Consider the following 18,587-nt stretch of genomic DNA (forward strand, 5'->3'; position numbering starts at 1 on the left):
GTCGGTTGAAGGATCAATCGTAGAATGGGTGCATGACCGAACCGCGCTGGCTGAGTGCCGACGAACGCCGTGCCTGGCTGGCCCTGGTAAGCATCAACACCCTGCTGCCGGCCGCGCTGGACACCAAGCTCCATGCCGCAGGCAAGCTATCCCTGTTCGACTACACCGTGCTGGCCATGCTGTCGGAATCGGACCAGCGGTTCCTGCCCATGAGTGAACTCGCGGCCCGCACCAGCGCCTCCCTGTCCCGGCTCTCGCACGTCGTGACGAAGCTGCAGAAACGCGGCTGGGTGGAACGCCGTCCGCACCCGCGGGACGCCCGGGTCACCATTGCCCACCTCACAGAGGAAGGCATGTCCACAATCGTGGGCCTCGCGCCCGGGCACGTGGAAGACGTCCGGAACCTCTTCCTCGATGCCCTCACGGAAGAAGACGTCGAGGACCTGGCCCGGATCGGCGAAAAAGTGGTGGGCCGCCTGGACTCAGACCACTGGATCCTGCGCGAAACCCAGCCCTGACCCCGGAACCAGGCCCGGGATTGGTTGCTTCCGGCAACGGGTGGCAAACTAACCGGATGGACTTCACATCCCGGTTTGTTGCCCTCGGCGATTCCTTTACGGAGGGCGTGGGCGATGACGACCCGGCCCGCCCCAATGGCGTCCGGGGCTGGGCTGACCGCGTGGCCGAGCAGCTCGGCGCGGGGGACCCCGGCTTCGGCTACGCCAACCTCGCCATCCGCGGCAGGAAACTCCGGCAAATCCTCGCTGAGCAGGTGGACGCCGCCGTCGAGCTCAAACCCACCCTGGTGAGCATCTACGCCGGCGCCAACGACATCCTGCGCCCGAGGATCGACATCGATGACCTGCTGGCCGAATACGACGACGGCGTCCGCAGGCTGAGTGCCACAGGCGCCACCGTGATGATGTTCACCGGGTTCGATGCCCGCGGCTCCAAGGTATTCGGCACGATGCGCGGGCGCACCGCCATCTACAACGAGCTGGTCCGTGGGATCGCGGGGGACCACGGCGCCCTGCTGGTGGACTACTGGCGCTTCAGCGAGTACTACGACTGGGGCATGTGGGCGCGGGACCGGATGCACATGTCCGCCGCGGGGCACGCCAACATGGCCAAGCGGGTGCTGGAGGTCCTCAAGTACGAGCACTCCATCGACGTTCCGCCGATGACCCCGGTTCCCCAGCTCAGCGGCACGGATGCCCTGCGCGCCAACGCCCAGTGGTTCCGCGAATACGCCGCGCCCTGGGTGGCCCGGCGGGTTACCGGCAAGTCTTCGGGCGACAACCTGGCCCCCAAGTACCCGCGGCTCACCAGGCTCCCGCAGAAGGCCTAGCAAGCAGCCTCGGCAGTTAGATCTGTCGGCGGAACGCAGGGGTGGCCAGCAGTGAGCCGTCGGCGTGGACGGCCAGGACCGCAACATCCCACTGTTCCGTGGCGAGATTGAGCATCGCCATCCCGCCGGAGACGATCGCCGTGGCCAGGATGTCCGCCGTCACCACGTCCGCGGCAGCAACAGTGACTTGGGCGAAGTCGGAACCACCGTCCACCCGCCAGATGTGTTCGCCGCGCTCGGCCGAGCCGGATGTGGCCAGGGCTGCGTGCCCTCCAACTCCACCCAGTGCATAGCCGCTGATCAAGGAATGCCGGTCGGCCGGATCGACGATGCCGGCTTTCCACGCTGCGCCGGAGCCCGGAACAGGTGAGCCGCTGACCAAAATGTCGCCGCCGGCATTGAGGCACCAGTCGCGGCGGCCCAGGGCAAGCAGGGACCGCCCCGCCTCGCGGATCGCGTGGCCCTTGATGAGCCCCGAGAGGTCCAGCACGCCGTCCGGCCGCTCGGGCGAAAAAGCCCCGGCGGTCAGGAGCCGCCACTCATGTGCCTCCGCATACCGTGCCCGCATCTCCGGTGACGCGCTGCGGAGCGTCAGTTCGCCGCGGGCCAGGCGGCTGGCTTCCGACGCCGGGCGGTACAGGCTGAACGTCTCGTCCAGTTCCCGGAACAGGCGTTCGACGACGGCGGTGGCGGCGGCGAGCTCGTCCTGGGTTTCCTGCCCTGCCGCAGGGGAGTCCGCGAAGGTCACGCTGACGACGGTTCCCATGCACTCAAAGGTCCGTGCCGAGAGCTTTGTACCCGTTTCCGGTAACCGGAGGGGATCAGAGGTTCGCGGCATCGATGGCTGCCTGGAGTGAGGTGAGGTAGGCGTTGCTGGTGACGGTGGCGCCGCTGATGGTCTGCACGTCCGCCGACTGCGCGGCCAACACCTCGGTCCGCAGGAGCGGCGCCGCACGGTTGCTGATCTGGATGGACTTGCGGTCGTCATCGGTCAGGTGCAGGGCAGTCACGTCCGTGATCTTCCCTGAGGCCACCGTGATCTGGACCTGAACTGCACCGAACCTGGTCTGGACTGCCGCGCCCTGGTAGGTGCCCGCCGTTGCCGTGCCACTGCTTGCGGAGCCGGAGCTGCCTGAACTGCCGGAGGAGCTGGACCCGCCCGAAGAACCTGAAGAACCCGAGGAACCCGAGGACCCGGAACTGCCCGACGACCCCGACCCCGACGAACCTGCCCCGGACGTGCCCGTCCCTGACGACCCTGTGGATCCCGCCGTCGTCGTATTTGAACCAGACGCGAGGGTGCTGGCGCCCCCGGCCTGCGTGCCGGCCTGCCAGCCGGCCAGGAGGATGCCGGCGGACGCCACCGCTGCGGCGAGTGTTCCGCGTGCTTTCACCAGTCGAACCTTTCGTGATGGATCTGTTCTTCGGGGACTCCGGCCTGCCGGACGTCGGAAATGACGCTGTCCGCCCAGCCTGCGGGGCCGCAGACGTAGACGTCGGATTCCGCGACGTCGGGGACGAAAGCCGTGAGCCCGTAACCGCCCCGGACTGCTTCCTGGGGCAACCAGCTGGAGCGGATGCGTGACCGCGGGCCCGGAAGGTGGAACAGGCGCACGCCGCGGGAGCGGCACAGGTCCAGGATTTCGCTGCTCAGGTACAGTTCCTGCTCCGTATGGCCCCTCAGCAGGACACTCGCGTCCCCGGGTGCGAACGGGGTGGTTTCCAGCAGTGCGCGTAACGGCGTGATGCCGATACCGGCGCCGATCATCACCACCTTCTTCCTGGTGCGGGCTGCGGTGCTGAGGAGGCCGTACGGGCCTTCGATGGCAACCTTTGTACCCTTCCGCAACCGCACCAGCTGCGCGGAACCGGCGCCAAGGTTGCCCACCGTCACCCGCAGGGTCCCCTCCCCGTCCGGTCCGGTGACGGCGGGCTCGGCGGACAGGCTGAACGGATGCGGGTGCCACCACAATCCAGGCGCCAGGAACCGCCAGATGAAGAAGCGTCCCCCCGTCTCCGCCAGCCGGTCCAGCTGCCGGCCCGCCATGAAGATGTTGATCACGCCCGGCGCCTCCACCTCCACCCGCGATACCGTGAGCTGGTGCCGTGACGTCGCCAGGATGGGCTGCAGCACCCGGAAGTACACCAGCGCCGCCCCGGTGGCGATGCAGATGGCCAGCCAGTACCAACGCTGCCAGGTTCCTTCCGCAAACAGCCCGCCCACGCTGAACTGGTGGGGCAGGGACGTGCCCACCGCGGCGTAAGTGAGGAGGTGGACCACGTACCAGAACTCGTATGGGAAGCGGCGCCGGACCGCCACCAGGGAGGTCACCACCACAGCAATGAAGAGCGCCATGGATACGAACGCAAGCCACATGTCCGGGACCTGCTGCCAGAGGGAAACGGACTCGCTGACCGGGTCAAGCCCTTCCGCCATGCCGTATCCCACTGCCAGCAGGAAGCCGTGCGCCAACAGCAGGTACAGCGAGGGCTTCCCGAGTTTGCGGTGGAACTCCAGAGCCCGGTCATGGCCGATAGTGCGGTCGATGTACGGAATCCGGGCTGCCAGCAGCAGCATCAGCAGGACCAGGTCCATACCGGCCAAACCTGCCACGATCCCGGCTGCAGTGAACGCGGCGGCCACGGAACTGACTCCGGCCACACCGCCGTCGGCAAGCCAAAGGGCGACGGCGGCCGCTACGGAACCCCAGGCAATAACAGTCAGGAGGTCGGCCCTCAGCAGCCGCTGCCGGCGCTGGCGGCCGAACCATCCGCTGCTGTACTGGGCGGGCGGAGTGACGGAACCGGACCGGAGTGAAGGCCCCGGCCTTACGGGGCTGTTGTGCGCCGGAGGTGCCGGCAGGGACTGCGTTCTCATGTACCTAAGATGCGCCGCCAAGCTTTCATTAAGCTGTGAAAACGGGTGTCCGCAACCTGAGGCATCGCGGGCCTTGCATGGGGGGTTCGCAGTAAGCCCTTATACACCCAAACGCCGCGGATTGGTCTTTAATTGCGCAACCTCGTAGACTTGGGAGGCGCTAAGTGCGCGGAGCGTGCGCAATTGCTCCGGTGGCCCGGTAATTTTCTCCAGGGTAGCCGGTAGTTAGGGGCTCAAGTTGCGTGACTAACCGTTCACCCTGATCACTTTGGGTCGCTCTTAGACGCATGATCCTGCAGCAGATATGCGGATCATTACTTTCAATTCTTGAGGAGAAGTCATGGCAGCACACTGCCAAGTGACCGGAGCCGAGCCGGGCTTTGGGCACAGCATTTCGCACTCGCACCGCCGCAACAAGCGTCGGTTCGATCCGAACATTCAGAAGAAGCGCTACTGGGTTCCGTCCCTGCGCCGTAACGTCACGCTGCAGGTTTCTGCCCGTGGCATCAAGACCATCGACGTACGCGGCATCGACGCAGTCGTCGCCTCGATCCTGGCTCGTGGGGTGAAGCTCTAGTGGCTAAGGACAAGGACGTACGTCCGATCATCAAGCTCAAGTCGACCGCGGGCACGGGTTACACCTACGTAACCCGCAAGAACCGTCGTAACGATCCGGACCGCATGGTTCTGAAGAAGTACGACCCCAAGATCCGCCAGCACGTCGAATTCCGAGAGGAGCGCTAAACATGGCTAAGAAGTCCAAGATTGCTCGCAACGAGCAGCGCAAGGTCATCGTTGAGCGTTACGCTGCGAAGCGCCTCGAACTGAAGAAGACCCTGGTTGACGAAAACGCAACCGACGAAGCACGCGAAGCAGCCCGCCTGGGCCTGCAGAAGCTGCCCCGCAACGCGTCCCCGATCCGTCTGCGTAACCGCGACATCATCGACGGCCGTCCCCGCGGTACCTTCCAGAAGTTCGGTATCTCCCGTGTTCGCTTCCGCGACATGGCTCACCGCGGTGAGCTCCCGGGCATCACCAAGTCTTCCTGGTAATCCAGCACCGCTGATTCCAGCTGCTTGAGAAGGGCCGGCAACCATTTGGTTGCCGGCCCTTCTGCGATTAACCCACCCGCCGGCGGCTGGCGGGTGAGCTTGTCGATCGGTGGTTGAGCTTGTCGATCGGTGGTTGAGCTTGTCGGAACCTGTGCGGCAGCACACATTGGCCGAATTACGGCGGCGGGACGCGGCTTGCGCGCCCGATGGCCGTTTCGCCGCGGAATCCCGCGGATGTTCTGCGCTGCGAGGGCCGGTTTGCGGTGATGCCGCAGGGCGTGTAATGTTTTCTAAGTCGCCGCGAGGGAGACAGCGAAGAGCTGGTAACCGCGGGCGGCCAAACTCCCAAAAACCAAGACCAAATTTAGTTGCTCTTCAGGGCGCTGAAAACTGGTGGGAGCGGTCATCTTCCGCTTCAAATCCTGAAATACGGATTTGCATCGGACCGGGTGATCGGGTAAGTTTGGAAAGTTGCTCCGGAGCGATCCTGAACGTGTGTTTGGGTGGTGCCGGGTGTGTCTGTTGTTTGAGAACTCAATAGTGTGCCAAGTTTGTTGATACCGATTATGTAATGTGATTGGTTGAATTTGCTGTGTTGTCCACCCCGTGGATGGCATGGTTTTTACAGCTGGTTTCAAATTTTGTGCAGCCGATGATTGCCGTTATTTCCGGTGGTTTTGGTTGTGTCTGTTTTTCTTCAACGGAGAGTTTGATCCTGGCTCAGGATGAACGCTGGCGGCGTGCTTAACACATGCAAGTCGAACGATGAAGGGAGCTTGCTCCTGGATTAGTGGCGAACGGGTGAGTAACACGTGAGTAACCTGCCCTTGACTCTGGGATAAGCCTGGGAAACTGGGTCTAATACCGGATATGACTGATCATCGCATGGTGGTTGGTGGAAAGCTTTTGCGGTTTTGGATGGACTCGCGGCCTATCAGCTTGTTGGTGGGGTAATGGCCTACCAAGGCGACGACGGGTAGCCGGCCTGAGAGGGTGACCGGCCACACTGGGACTGAGACACGGCCCAGACTCCTACGGGAGGCAGCAGTGGGGAATATTGCACAATGGGCGAAAGCCTGATGCAGCGACGCCGCGTGAGGGATGACGGCCTTCGGGTTGTAAACCTCTTTCAGTAGGGAAGAAGCGTAAGTGACGGTACCTGCAGAAGAAGCGCCGGCTAACTACGTGCCAGCAGCCGCGGTAATACGTAGGGCGCAAGCGTTATCCGGAATTATTGGGCGTAAAGAGCTCGTAGGCGGTTTGTCGCGTCTGCCGTGAAAGTCCGGGGCTCAACTCCGGATCTGCGGTGGGTACGGGCAGACTAGAGTGATGTAGGGGAGACTGGAATTCCTGGTGTAGCGGTGAAATGCGCAGATATCAGGAGGAACACCGATGGCGAAGGCAGGTCTCTGGGCATTAACTGACGCTGAGGAGCGAAAGCATGGGGAGCGAACAGGATTAGATACCCTGGTAGTCCATGCCGTAAACGTTGGGCACTAGGTGTGGGGGACATTCCACGTTTTCCGCGCCGTAGCTAACGCATTAAGTGCCCCGCCTGGGGAGTACGGCCGCAAGGCTAAAACTCAAAGGAATTGACGGGGGCCCGCACAAGCGGCGGAGCATGCGGATTAATTCGATGCAACGCGAAGAACCTTACCAAGGCTTGACATGAACCGGAAACGCCTGGAAACAGGTGCCCCACTTGTGGTCGGTTTACAGGTGGTGCATGGTTGTCGTCAGCTCGTGTCGTGAGATGTTGGGTTAAGTCCCGCAACGAGCGCAACCCTCGTTCTATGTTGCCAGCACGTGATGGTGGGGACTCATAGGAGACTGCCGGGGTCAACTCGGAGGAAGGTGGGGACGACGTCAAATCATCATGCCCCTTATGTCTTGGGCTTCACGCATGCTACAATGGCCGGTACAAAGGGTTGCGATACTGTGAGGTGGAGCTAATCCCAAAAAGCCGGTCTCAGTTCGGATTGGGGTCTGCAACTCGACCCCATGAAGTCGGAGTCGCTAGTAATCGCAGATCAGCAACGCTGCGGTGAATACGTTCCCGGGCCTTGTACACACCGCCCGTCAAGTCACGAAAGTTGGTAACACCCGAAGCCGGTGGCCTAACCCTTGTGGGGGGAGCCGTCGAAGGTGGGACTGGCGATTGGGACTAAGTCGTAACAAGGTAGCCGTACCGGAAGGTGCGGCTGGATCACCTCCTTTCTAAGGAGCACCTACAACCACTCATGCCGACGCTTGTTGGTGGTGGGGGTTGTCAGGAAGAAAGCCCGTTGCACGGACGAATGTTTCGTGGCGGGTGCTCATGGGTGGAATATCAACAAATAGCGGCCGCGTGTTCTTCAGTCCTGTTCAGTACGGATCCTTCGGGGTCCTGGAACGGCGGGGTGGGGGATGGGTGGTTTAGTGTTTGGCACACTGTTGGGTCCTGAGGCAACAGGACCGGGGCTTTTTGGGTTCCGGGACGTGTTTGTTTCTGGTTTCCCTGCTGCACCGATCATGCATGGTGATCCCTTTGGGGGTTGTGTGTGGGGTGTGTGGTGTGGGGTTGTTGTTTGAGAACTACATAGTGGACGCGAGCATCTTGTATAAGAAGCAATTTCCAAGATAAGTGAACCTGGATCTGGCTGCACTTTTGGGTGTGGTTGGTTTCCATGGTTTTCTCGAAAATGTTTTTGATCTTTGTGGTCAAGTTTTTAAGAGCACACGGTGGATGCCTTGGCATTAGGAGCCGAAGAAGGACGTAGGAATCTGCGATAAGCCTGGGGGAGTCGATAACCGGACTGTGATCCCAGGGTGTCCGAATGGGGAAACCCCGCCAGGCGCGCGAGTGACCTGGTGACCCGCATCTGAACACATAGGGTGCGTGGAGGGAACGCGGGGAAGTGAAACATCTCAGTACCCGCAGGAAGAGAAAACAATAGTGATTCCGTTAGTAGTGGCGAGCGAACGCGGATCAGGCTAAACCGTTCCATGTGTGATAGCCGGCGGGCGTTGCATGGTCGGGGTTGTGGGACATTGCGTGTCAGTTCTGCCGGGCTGACGGGGTGTGGGTGTGCGTATAGGTGAACGGTTTTGAAAGGCCGGCCAGAGAGGGTGTTAGTCCCGTAACTGTAATGCGTTGCACCGCCTTGTTGATGTATCCCAAGTAGTACGGGGCCCGAGAAATCCCGTGCGAATCTGTCAGGACCACCTGATAAGCCTAAATACTCCCTAATGACCGATAGCGGACCAGTACCGTGAGGGAAAGGTGAAAAGTACCCCGGGAGGGGAGTGAAACAGTACCTGAAACCGTGTGCTTACAATCCGTCGGAGCAGCCTTGTAGTTGTGACGGCGTGCCTTTTGAAGAATGAGCCTGCGAGTTAGTGTTACGTCGCGAGGTTAACCCGTGTGGGGCAGCCGTAGCGAAAGCGAGTCTGAATAGGGCGAGTGAGTGGCGTGATCTAGACCCGAAGCGAAGTGATCTACCCATGGCCAGGTTGAAGCGACGGTAAGACGTCGTGGAGGACCGAACCCACTTCAGTTGAAAATGGAGGGGATGAGCTGTGGGTAGGGGTGAAAGGCCAATCAAACTTCGTGATAGCTGGTTCTCCCCGAAATGCATTTAGGTGCAGCGTTGCGTGTTTCTTACCGGAGGTAGAGCTACTGGATGGCTAATGGGCCCTACAAGGTTACTGACGTCAGCCAAACTCCGAATGCCGGTAAGTGAGAGCGTAGCAGTGAGACTGTGGGGGATAAGCTTCATAGTCGAGAGGGAAACAGCCCAGACCACCAACTAAGGCCCCTAAGCGTGTGCTAAGTGGGAAAGGATGTGGAGTTGCGAAGACAACCAGGAGGTTGGCTTAGAAGCAGCCATCCTTAAAAGAGTGCGTAATAGCTCACTGGTCAAGTGATTCCGCGCCGACAATGTAGCGGGGCTCAAGTACACCGCCGAAGTTGTGGCATTCAAATATTAGCTAAGCCCTTGTGGTTCAGGCGTTTGGATGGGTAGGGGAGCGTCGTGTGGGCAGTGAAGTCGCGGTGGAAACCAGCGGTGGAGCCTACACGAGTGAGAATGCAGGCATGAGTAGCGAAAGACGGGTGAGAAACCCGTCCGCCGAATGATCAAGGGTTCCAGGGTCAAGCTAATCTGCCCTGGGTAAGTCGGGACCTAAGGCGAGGCCGACAGGCGTAGTCGATGGACAACGGGTTGATATTCCCGTACCGGCGAAAAACCGCCCATGTTGAACAGGGGATACTAACTGCCCGAGACCTGCCCGACCGTCCTTTGGACGGAAGGGTTTTGGTGGAGCGCAGGACCTGATCCTGGGAGGCAAGCGTATTAACAGGTGTGACGCAGGAAGGTAGCCGAGCCGGGCGATGGTTGTCCCGGTCTAAGGATGTAGGGCGAGTGGTAGGCAAATCCGCCACTCATGATGCCTGAGATCTGATGGGACCCCCGTTTGGGGGGATTCGGTGATCCTATGCTGCCGAGAAAAGCATCGACGCGAGGTTTTAGCCGCCCGTACCCCAAACCGACACAGGTGATCAGGTAGAGAATACTAAGGCGATCGAGAGAATTATGGTTAAGGAACTCGGCAAAATGCCCCCGTAACTTCGGGAGAAGGGGGGCCCCAACCTTGAACGGACTGCGCGTCCGGGAGGGGATCGGGGCCGCAGAGACCAGGGGGAAGCGACTGTTTACTAAAAACACAGGTCCGTGCGAAGTCGCAAGACGATGTATACGGACTGACTCCTGCCCGGTGCTGGAAGGTTAAGAGGACCGGTTAGCCGTAAGGCGAAGCTGAGAATTTAAGCCCCAGTAAACGGCGGTGGTAACTATAACCATCCTAAGGTAGCGAAATTCCTTGTCGGGTAAGTTCCGACCTGCACGAATGGAGTAACGACTTCCCCGCTGTCTCAACCATAAACTCGGCGAAATTGCAGTACGAGTAAAGATGCTCGTTACGCGCAGCAGGACGGAAAGACCCCGAGACCTTTACTATAGTTTGGTATTGGTGTTCGGAGTGGCTTGTGTAGGATAGGTGGGAGACGTTGAAGCCCGGACGCCAGTTCGGGTGGAGTCATCGTTGAAATACCACTCTGGTCACTTTGGACATCTAACTTCGGCCCGTAATCCGGGTCAGGGACAGTGCCTGATGGGTAGTTTAACTGGGGCGGTTGCCTCCTAAAAAGTAACGGAGGCGCCCAAAGGTTCCCTCAGCCTGGTTGGCAATCAGGTGTCGAGTGTAAGTGCACAAGGGAGCTTGACTGTGAGAGAGACATCTCGAGCAGGGACGAAAGTCGGGACTAGTGATCCGGCGGTACATTGTGGAATGGCCGTCGCTCAACGGATAAAAGGTACCTCGGGGATAACAGGCTGATCTTGCCCAAGAGTCCATATCGACGGCATGGTTTGGCACCTCGATGTCGGCTCGTCGCATCCTGGGGCTGGAGTAGGTCCCAAGGGTTGGGCTGTTCGCCCATTAAAGCGGTACGCGAGCTGGGTTTAGAACGTCGTGAGACAGTTCGGTCCCTATCCGCTGCGCGCGCAGGAAATTTGAGAAGGGCTGTCCTTAGTACGAGAGGACCGGGACGGACGAACCTCTGGTGTGTCAGTTGTACTGCCAAGTGCACCGCTGATTAGCTACGTTCGGATGGGATAACCGCTGAAAGCATCTAAGCGGGAAGCTCGCTTCGAGATGAGATTTCCATACACCATGTGTGTGAGAGGCCCCCAGCCAGACCACTGGGTTGATAGGCCGGATGTGGAAGCGAGGACTAACGACTCGTGAAGCTGACCGGTACTAATAGGCCAACAACTTACACCACACAGAAACATACAAAACTCTGCTTGCGTCCACTATGTGGTTCCCAACCAACAACCCAACACGTTGCTGGCCGGAACCACACGATAATTGAATACAACACCACCATGTTGTAACCACACAGATTTCCCAACCCCCCCACCGGGGTTCGGGTATGAGGGTTACGGCGGTCATAGCGTGGGGGAAACGCCCGGTCCCATTCCGAACCCGGAAGCTAAGACCCACAGCGCCGATGGTACTGCACCCGGGAGGGTGTGGGAGAGTAGGACACCGCCGGACAAACATTCGGTCGAGGCCCCAACCAGCAACGGTTGGGGCCTCCCACATTTAACACACCAACCCCGCCCCCGGATGCCCCAGTCCAGGGACACCCCCCGGATGCCCCATCACATAACGCACCTAACACCCCCTGTTAGGAACCAAAACTGATAGAGCAACAGCGGTGATCATGGCGTGCGGCGGGCCGAGGCCGGAAGGTGCCTGCCGGCGTCGTACGTATCCCAACGACCCAGCGCGACCTGTCAGGCTCCGCTGAGGGCGAAAAACCCCCCAATATGCGGTGATTAACCTCAAAAAGTCGCGGAAACACGCGGAATTTGCGGCCCCGAGGGGTGGTAGCTGGTAAGTTTTCGAACAGTGGCCTGCGCGCACACCGCGTGCGGGCTCCGTAACCAGACCGTCCAGGAGGACATCAATGGCTAAGAACCGTAGTGAACTTGTTGCAGAGGTAGCGGGCAAGGCCGGCACCAGCCAGGCAGCCGTCAACACCGTCCTTGACGCACTGTTCGAGGTTTTCGAGACTTCTGTCGCCGCTGGCGAGAAGATCACCATCCCGGGCTGGCTGGCAGTGGAGCGCACCGACCGTGCAGCTCGCACCGGCCGCAACCCGCAGACGGGTGAGACCATCCAGATCGCAGCAGGCCACAGCGTGAAGCTGACTGCCGGCTCCAAGCTGAAGGCTGCTGTCTCCAACAAGAAGTAGGCTTCTTGGCCCGGCACAACGCCGGAGCAGCTCTGGGAGCGGTGACCTGCGGGTCACCGCTCCTTTTGCTTTAAGCACCGTCCCGGACCCACCAGCCGATTCGCCGCACAGCCCGGCGTGGCGGACAATGTAGTGGTGTCTTCTGCCGCAAAACCACGTTCCGCAACGCCTCAGCCCGCTCCCGGGAACGGAGCGAAGGGGACGGGCGGCACTGCCCTCGGAATTCCGAAAGGCTGGCAGCTCGCGGGCCTCGCTGCGGTGTTCCTGGCCCTCGTCGCAGCGCTGATCTTCTCCGGCGCTGCAGTGACCCGCGGCGTATCCGACCCCGGCGCTTTGGTGCGCTGGGGGCTTCCGATCAGCAAGGCGCTGCACAACGTGGCCCTGGCCTCTGTCATCGGTGGCTTGATCTTCGCCGTCGGGATTCTGCCCAGGAGCCTGTCAGCGCGCAGCCGGGACAAAGGCGCTTCCGGAGACAGCCCGGAACATCCAGCCTTCAGCCGTGCCCTCGCCGTAGCCGCCGCCGCTGGTGCAGTGTGGACCCTCTCCGCTATTGCAGTGCTGGTCCTGACCTATGCGGACGTGGCGGGACAACCGCTTTCGGGTGACGCCGAATTCACCCAGGCGCTCGTCTACTTCATGACAGACATCGAGACCGGGCGGGCCTGGCTGGCGGTAACGATCATCGCGGCCGTTGTCACCACGGCGCTGTTCGGGGTCCGGTCCCTGGGCGGCCTGGCCCTCACCCTGATCCTGGCGCTGATCGGCTTGGTTCCCACCGCGCTGATCGGCCACTCGTCCAGTTCCTCGGACCATGAAGGCGCCATCAATTCACTCGGACTCCACCTGGTGGGTGTGAGCACCTGGGTGGGCGGCATCATCCTGCTGGCGCTCCTGTCCGGCATCCTCACCGGCCCCAAAGCCGGTGCGACAACAGACATCACCGAGCCCACGCTGCGCCGGTTCTCCACCTTGGCCGGATTCGCGTTCGTCCTGGTTTTCGCTTCCGGTGTCATCAATGCCAGCATCCGGATCACCAGCTGGGGAGACCTTTTCGGCTCGGCCTACGGACAGCTGATCCTGGCCAAGTCCGCCGCTACCCTGGTTCTTGGCGGCATCGGCTTCATGCACCGGCAGTGGGTCATCCCGCAGTTGGGCCGCAAGGGATCCACCATGTCTTCCCGTCGCGTGCTCTGGCAGCTGCTCCTCGCCGAACTGCTGCTGATGGGCGCAACCTCAGGCATCGCCGTCGCGCTGGGCCGTTCCGCGCCCCCGCAGCCCACCACGTTCGCGCCGGACGCCTCCCCGGCCTTCATCCTGACCGGCTACGAGCTCCCCCCGGAACTGACCCCCACCCGCTGGTTTACCGAATGGCGCCTGGACTGGCTGTGGATCGCGGTAGCCCTGTTCGGCCTCGTGACCTACATCCTCGGCGTCGCCAAGGTCCACCGCCGCGGCGACAAGTGGCACTGGTTCCGTACCGCCAACTGGATCATCGGCCTTGTAGTCCTCACGTACATCACGTCAGGGCCGCCGGCAGTGTACGGCCGCATCCTCTTCTCGGCACACATGGTGGACCACATGGCCCTGACCATGGTGGCGCCCATCTTCCTGGTGCTCGGAGCCCCGGTGACGCTGGCCCTGCGCGCGCTTCCCGCCCGCGGTGACGGCTCGCGGGGCGCCCGCGAATGGATCCTGGTGTTCGTGCACTCGAAGTTCTCCCAGCTGGTCACGCATCCGCTGTTCGCCGCCGCCAACTTCGCCGGCTCAATCGTGATCTTCTACTTCTCCCCCCTGTTCGGCTACGCCATGCGCGAGCACGTGGGCCACGAACTCATGAATCTGCACTTCGCCCTCACCGGGTACATCTTCGTGCTCACCATGATCGGCACCGATCCCCTGCCGCGGCGGGCCCCGTACCCCATGCGGCTGCTGCTGCTGCTCGCCACCATGGGCTTCCACGCGTTCTTTGGCGTCTCCATCATGGGCGGCACCGGGCTGCTCGCAGCGGACTACTTCGGTAACCTGGGCCGCACCTGGGGACAGTCCGCCCTGGCAGACCAGCAGACCGGCGGCGCTGTGGCTTGGGGCATCGGCGAGGTGCCCACGCTCCTGGTGGCAATCGGCGTCGCAATAATGTGGTCCCGCTCAGATCAGCGGGAGACCAAACGGGTGGACCGCGCGGCGGACAGGAATAACGACGCCGATCTGGCCGCTTACAACGATATGTTTGCCAAATTGGCTGAACGCGATGCCAGGCTGGCTAACCGCAACAAGCTGGAAGGACGCTGATGAGCGAAACCGTACGCACCCATGCCCGGGTCCGGGCCTCCGAACTGGTGGGCCGCAACTGGCTGAACACCGGCGGCAAAACCCTGGACCTTGAAGCCCTCCGCGGCAAGATCGTGCTGCTCGATTTCTGGACCTTCTGCTGCATCAACTGCCTGCACGTCCTGGACGAGCTGCGGCCCCTGGAGGAGCAGTACTCCGACGTCCTGGTCACGGTGGGTGTGCACTCGCCCAAGTTCGAGCACGAGGCCGATCCCGTGGCCCTCGCCGCGGCCGTGGAGCGCTACGAGATCCACCACCCCGTCCTGGACGATCCCGAACTGGACACGTGGAAGGCCTACACCGCCCGCGCCTGGCCCACACTGGTGGTCATCGACCCCGAGGGCTACATCGTGGCGCACCTGTCCGGTGAGGGCCACGCAGACGGCCTGGCCGTGCTGATCCCCGAGCTCATCGCCGAACATGAGGCCAAGGGCACGCTGCACCGCGGCTCCGGCCCGTACGTGGCCCCCGAAGCCACCTCCGGCACCCTGCGCTTCCCGGGAAAGGCGCTCTTCCTGCCGGCCGGCCGTGGGTCCACGGCTGCGGAGGAAGCGTCCGACGGCGGCGCGGCAGCGGGTGCCGCAGCCAGCGGCTCGGACGGCAAGGGTTCCTGGCTGGTCACCGACACCGGCCACCACCGCCTGGTGGAACTCGGCACCGACTTTGAGACCGTCCTGGCCACCTACGGCTCGGGCGCCAAGGGCTACGCTGATGGTCCTGCCGCTGGGGAAGACGCCACCGCACAGTTCAATGAGCCCCAAGGCCTGGTCCTGCTCCCGGAAGACGTGGCAACCAAGGCGGGCTACGACGTCGTTATCGCCGACTCGGTCAACCACCGCCTCCGCGGCCTGTCCCTGACGGACGGCAAGGCACTGACCCTTGCCGGCAACGGTGTGCAGCGGCTCCTGGAAACCGGGCCTGCGCGTGTGGACGAGGACGGCGCCGGCTTCAGCGGTTCCCTGGGCAATGATCCGCTGGACGTCTCGCTGAGCTCGCCCTGGGACGTTGTGTGGTCGCGCAAGCTGAAGGCAGTGGTGGTGGCCATGGCAGGCACGCACCAGATCTTCAGCTTCGACCCCCTCACCGGCGGCGTCGCCATCGTGGCCGGCAACGGGCTGGAAGGGCTCCTGGATGGTCCGGCCCACGAGTCCTGGTTCGCCCAGTCCTCAGGCCTTGCCGAGGACTCCGACGGGAACATCTGGGTTGCCGATTCCGAGACGTCGGCCCTGCGCACGCTGGTCATCGATGATGCAGGGACGGTCACCGTGAAGACCGCCGTGGGCAAGGGCCTGTTCGATTTCGGCTTCCGCGACGGTACTGCTGCCGAGGCCAGGCTGCAGCACCCGCTGGGCGTCACGGTCCTCCCGGATGGCTCAGTGGCGATCGCCGACACCTACAACGGCGCCGTCCGCCGGTATGACCCCGCCAACGGCACAGTGTCCACCCTGGCCCGCGGCCTCGCCGAGCCGTCCGACGTGATTGTGGACGCCACCGGGGCTGCCGGTGAAGAGCCGCTGCTGGTAGTGGTGGAGGCCAACAAGCACCAGCTGGTGTACGTGCCCATTCCCAAGGAAGCCCAGCAGGTGGACGAGGGAGCGTCGCAGACACAGCGTCCCAAGAGCCCCGTGGCTCCCGGTCCGCTGGAACTGGCTGTCCGCTTCACCGCCCCCACCGGTCAGAAGCTTGATGACCGCTGGGGTGACCCCACCCAGCTGAAGATCTCCTCCACCCCGCCTGAGCTGCTGGTGTCCGGCGGCGGAACCTCCGTGGGGCTGCTGCGGACGCTGGAGCTATCCCCGGACGTTCCTGAGGGAGTTCTGCACATTACCGCCCGCGCTGCCGCCTGCGACGGGCCGGAGACCGAGGACGGCGAAATCCCGGACCACGCCGCCTGCCACCTGTACCAGCAGGACTGGGGCATCCCGGTGCTGCTGCAGGCCGACGGCGACACCGAGCTGGTCCTGGACCTCCGCGGCATGGACTGACGTGCCGCCGTCCCTTGCCAAAGTGGCCCGGCTTTCGCTCCTGAGGAGCGTAAGCCGGGCCCTTTCAGTTGGACTGGGCTCTGATAGCTGGGCCACTTTGGGAGGGTCGATTGTCCACATAGCCGTGGCAGTACCTCGCCCGGTGCCGCGGAAGCGGACACCGTTGCCTCATGGATCCTGCGGAAATCATTCGATCAGGTGGCGGAGTGCTTTTGAGGCGTGACGTGCTGGCGGCCGGTGCCACGGATGTGGACCTGCGCAGGGCGGTGCGTGCGGGCCAGGTGCTCCGGCTTGAACGCAGTTTGCTGGCTGTGCCCGGTGCTGACAGTGAGCTGGTTTTGGCCGGCCGTGCCCACGGGCTCCTGACATGCGTTTCCGCAGCGCCGATTTACGGACTCTGGCAGCTCCGGGCTCCCGCGCGGCCGCATTATTGGCACAGCAATGGCCGGAGCACGGCGCGGTGCATCAGCCACAGGACAGCCCTGACGCAGGAACCGCGGCATCGGACGCTGGCAGCCCTTCCCGACGTCCTGCTCCATGCATTGCTCTGTCTGCCTGAGCTGGAGTCGCTGGTGATGGTGGAGTGCGCCTACAACCGGGGGGAGATCGATTTAGCGGCCCTGTACCGCCATATGGCTGGCAACCGCTTCGGCAAGGCACGAAACGTTTTGGGCAAGGTGGAAAGAGGCGCCGATTCCCTCCTGGAAACCTTGGCGAGGGTGCTGTTCAGGGAAGCTGGGATAGTCACCGAAACCCAAGTGTGGATCAACAGCGTCGGACGCGTCGATTTCCTGCTGGAGGGTTTCCTTATTGTTGAAATCGACGGAATCGCCTTCCATCTGGAGTCACGGCAATTCAAGAAGGACCGCCGCCGGGATAACTCCGCCATCGTTCAGGGCCTGCCCGTGCTCAGGTTCTTCTACGATGACGTGGTTTTTGCGCCCGATTCCGTTCTGGCGCAGGTCCGGGAGGTGCTGTCACGGGGTTCGCTGCGGTGGTCCCAGCCAAACCAGCCCAGCTTTCGGCGGGATTGGGTTTAGGAGGACAGACAAACTGTGGAGGCCGGCTTCAAAGCTGGGCCACTTTGGCTGGTGCTCGGCAGTTCGCGAGCCCAGGCGCCCTAGAAGCTCAGCTGGGGGGTGACCTTGACGGTGTCGCCGGAGACGTCCAGGCGGGTGGTGAAGCTGAAGTCCACCTCTTCGTCCAGCGGGTACCAGACGCCCGTGAAGGAGTTCTGCTGCAGGGCCTCCACCTTGGCTTTTCCGTCCAGCGGCGAGACCACCCAGCGGCCGTCAAACGGTTCGATGGAAACGTTGGGGTACTCGGTCACGGACCACTTGATGCTGCCGTCCTGGACCCTGTTGTTGCTGGCGTAGTAGAAGGGGCAGTCGGGCTGCAGCCGCTGCTCCTTCTGGGCTTCGGCGGCGCAGCCATCCAGGAATTCCCGGACCTTGGCGGACACGTCCTCCTTGAGCTTGCCGGTGGCCTGGGTCAGCAGGTTCAGCGGAGCCACGGGGGTGTCGCGCCCGGTCACCGTGGCGCGGCTGGCGGGGGCGGAGAAGTATTGTCCATCCAGCGACGCCTCGTATTCGCCGGGATAGAAGACGGCAAAGGAGTTCCGGCCGTTGGGCATGTTCACGGGGACCCCGTTGATGTTGGCTTCGCTGCCGTTCACCACGGTGATGTCCACCGTGGGGAGCCGGGACGGTACAAAGGCCCAGGTGTTGAAGAAGATCCATTCGGTGCCGGTCTTCTGCAGCACGAATTCGGTGCTGAGCCGGCTGCCGTCAATGGTGTAGTCCATCGGCACTGCCACGCGGTTGTCCGGACGTTCTTCCGGTTCGCCGATCTGGACGTTGGAGAGCCTGGACGCAGCTGTCTGCAGGGCCGTGCCATCCAGCATCGCTGCGTTGCTTGGTGGAACGGTGGCCCGCAGGAGGCCCAGCGCCTTGCCGCCGTCCCCGCTCTGCAGGGCGTCAATGTACTCGCGCACCGGCTGCTGCGGGCTGGCCACTGTGCTGTTGACCAGGTTGATGGCCACAATGGCTCCGGCCACGGCAAGCATGAGGCCCAGCAGCCATCCGGCCGCTATCCTCACCAACGCTTGACTCATCTGCACGTTTCTTACAGTAACGTCAGTACGTTGGCACACTAAAGTCGGCGCCTCCCCTAATTCCCGCAGCAGTCCGTCGTT

At 62.4% G+C, this 18,587-nt stretch carries 13 protein-coding genes, 3 rRNA genes and 1 pseudogene; 13 read left to right on the top strand and 4 right to left on the bottom strand.

Annotated features, from left to right (window positions below; genetic code table 11):
* Positions 1–32: 32 nt before the first annotated feature.
* Together UC32_RS13890 and UC32_RS13895 are read left to right on the top strand one after the other, a co-directional pair.
* Positions 33–518, top strand: a complete 486-nt coding sequence (locus UC32_RS13890) for a MarR family winged helix-turn-helix transcriptional regulator (RefSeq protein ID WP_045731786.1) — start codon at positions 33–35, stop codon at positions 516–518.
* A 56-nt stretch (positions 519–574) separates the two neighbouring features.
* Complete coding sequence (locus tag UC32_RS13895) at positions 575–1,348, top strand: SGNH/GDSL hydrolase family protein (RefSeq protein ID WP_045731787.1); 774 nt, start codon at positions 575–577, stop codon at positions 1,346–1,348.
* A 16-nt stretch (positions 1,349–1,364) separates the two neighbouring features.
* Here UC32_RS13895 and UC32_RS13900 read toward each other — a convergent pair whose 3' ends face one another.
* From UC32_RS13900 to UC32_RS13910, 3 genes are read right to left on the bottom strand one after another with little or no spacing between them, the layout of a single operon-like run.
* Entirely contained in the window at positions 1,365–2,114 is a 750-nt protein-coding gene (locus tag UC32_RS13900) for an FAD:protein FMN transferase (RefSeq protein WP_045731788.1), read from the bottom strand.
* 55 nt (positions 2,115–2,169) lie between these two features.
* Positions 2,170–2,742, bottom strand: coding sequence for an FMN-binding protein (locus UC32_RS13905; protein ID WP_045731789.1), 573 nt, complete (start codon positions 2,740–2,742; stop codon positions 2,170–2,172).
* Complete coding sequence (locus tag UC32_RS13910) at positions 2,739–4,226, bottom strand: ferredoxin reductase family protein (protein WP_045731790.1); 1,488 nt, start codon at positions 4,224–4,226, stop codon at positions 2,739–2,741. The genes UC32_RS13905 and UC32_RS13910 overlap by 4 nt, the downstream gene beginning before the upstream one ends.
* A gap of 340 nt (positions 4,227–4,566) precedes the next feature.
* Between UC32_RS13910 and rpmB the strand changes: the two genes are divergently transcribed.
* The 11 genes and pseudogenes from rpmB (at position 4,567) to UC32_RS20990 (ending at position 17,433) form a co-directional block, all read left to right on the top strand.
* The gene (rpmB, locus tag UC32_RS13915) at positions 4,567–4,803 is read left to right on the top strand and encodes a 50S ribosomal protein L28 (RefSeq protein ID WP_015938871.1); all 237 of its coding nucleotides are present in this window, start codon (positions 4,567–4,569) and stop codon (positions 4,801–4,803) included.
* A complete protein-coding gene (gene rpmG / locus UC32_RS13920; protein ID WP_013602737.1) occupies positions 4,803–4,970 on the top strand; it encodes a 50S ribosomal protein L33 in 168 nt (55 codons plus the stop codon). Before rpmB ends, rpmG begins: the two co-directional genes overlap by 1 nt.
* 2 nt (positions 4,971–4,972) lie before the next feature.
* Positions 4,973–5,278 carry a 30S ribosomal protein S14 gene (gene rpsN / locus UC32_RS13925; protein WP_015938870.1) on the top strand — a complete coding sequence of 102 codons (306 nt, stop codon included), beginning with the start codon at positions 4,973–4,975 and terminating at the stop codon, positions 5,276–5,278.
* A 697-nt stretch (positions 5,279–5,975) separates the two neighbouring features.
* Positions 5,976–7,495 (top strand): 16S ribosomal RNA (locus UC32_RS13930).
* Between the two features lie 481 nt (positions 7,496–7,976).
* Positions 7,977–11,102 (top strand): 23S ribosomal RNA (locus UC32_RS13935).
* Between the two features lie 158 nt (positions 11,103–11,260).
* A 5S ribosomal RNA gene (gene rrf, locus UC32_RS13940) occupies positions 11,261–11,377 on the top strand.
* The 16S, 23S and 5S rRNA genes sit together here, the layout of an rRNA operon.
* A gap of 415 nt (positions 11,378–11,792) precedes the next feature.
* Positions 11,793–12,080, top strand: coding sequence for an HU family DNA-binding protein (locus tag UC32_RS13945; protein WP_015938867.1), 288 nt, complete (start codon positions 11,793–11,795; stop codon positions 12,078–12,080).
* A gap of 132 nt (positions 12,081–12,212) precedes the next feature.
* Complete coding sequence (locus UC32_RS13950) at positions 12,213–14,369, top strand: cytochrome c oxidase assembly protein (protein ID WP_045731791.1); 2,157 nt, start codon at positions 12,213–12,215, stop codon at positions 14,367–14,369.
* Positions 14,369–16,393, top strand: a complete 2,025-nt coding sequence (locus UC32_RS13955; RefSeq protein WP_045731792.1) for an NHL domain-containing thioredoxin family protein — start codon at positions 14,369–14,371, stop codon at positions 16,391–16,393. The genes UC32_RS13950 and UC32_RS13955 overlap by 1 nt, the downstream gene beginning before the upstream one ends.
* Before the next feature lie 170 nt (positions 16,394–16,563).
* A pseudogene (locus UC32_RS21115) lies at positions 16,564–16,650 on the top strand (type IV toxin-antitoxin system AbiEi family antitoxin domain-containing protein); the annotation flags it as partial.
* A 318-nt stretch (positions 16,651–16,968) separates the two neighbouring features.
* Entirely contained in the window at positions 16,969–17,433 is a 465-nt protein-coding gene (locus UC32_RS20990; RefSeq protein ID WP_235423670.1) for an endonuclease domain-containing protein, read from the top strand.
* Positions 17,434–17,513: 80 nt separating this feature from the next.
* Here UC32_RS20990 and UC32_RS13965 read toward each other — a convergent pair whose 3' ends face one another.
* Positions 17,514–18,506 (bottom strand): hypothetical protein, encoded by a 993-nt coding sequence (locus UC32_RS13965; RefSeq protein ID WP_200896389.1) that lies wholly within the window; start codon positions 18,504–18,506, stop codon positions 17,514–17,516.
* Positions 18,507–18,587: the final 81 nt, after the last annotated feature.

This window comes from Pseudarthrobacter chlorophenolicus (assembly GCF_000962805.1).
GTDB lineage: Bacteria > Actinomycetota > Actinomycetes > Actinomycetales > Micrococcaceae > Arthrobacter > Arthrobacter chlorophenolicus_A.

Excerpts from the sequence above, each read along its gene's own strand:
- UC32_RS13890 (WP_045731786.1), top strand. The coding sequence starts at position 33 with ATGACCGAACCGCGCTGGCTGAGTGCCGACGAACGCCGTGCCTGGCTG.
- UC32_RS13895 (WP_045731787.1), top strand. The coding sequence starts at position 575 with ATGGACTTCACATCCCGGTTTGTTGCCCTCGGCGATTCCTTTACGGAG.
- UC32_RS13900 (WP_045731788.1), bottom strand. The coding sequence starts at position 2,114 with ATGGGAACCGTCGTCAGCGTGACCTTCGCGGACTCCCCTGCGGCAGGG.
- UC32_RS13910 (WP_045731790.1), bottom strand. The coding sequence starts at position 4,226 with ATGAGAACGCAGTCCCTGCCGGCACCTCCGGCGCACAACAGCCCCGTA.
- rpmB (WP_015938871.1), top strand. The coding sequence starts at position 4,567 with ATGGCAGCACACTGCCAAGTGACCGGAGCCGAGCCGGGCTTTGGGCAC.
- rpsN (WP_015938870.1), top strand. The coding sequence starts at position 4,973 with ATGGCTAAGAAGTCCAAGATTGCTCGCAACGAGCAGCGCAAGGTCATC.
- UC32_RS13945 (WP_015938867.1), top strand. The coding sequence starts at position 11,793 with ATGGCTAAGAACCGTAGTGAACTTGTTGCAGAGGTAGCGGGCAAGGCC.
- UC32_RS13955 (WP_045731792.1), top strand. The coding sequence starts at position 14,369 with ATGAGCGAAACCGTACGCACCCATGCCCGGGTCCGGGCCTCCGAACTG.
- UC32_RS20990 (WP_235423670.1), top strand. The coding sequence starts at position 16,969 with ATGGTGGAGTGCGCCTACAACCGGGGGGAGATCGATTTAGCGGCCCTG.
- UC32_RS13965 (WP_200896389.1), bottom strand. The coding sequence starts at position 18,506 with ATGAGTCAAGCGTTGGTGAGGATAGCGGCCGGATGGCTGCTGGGCCTC.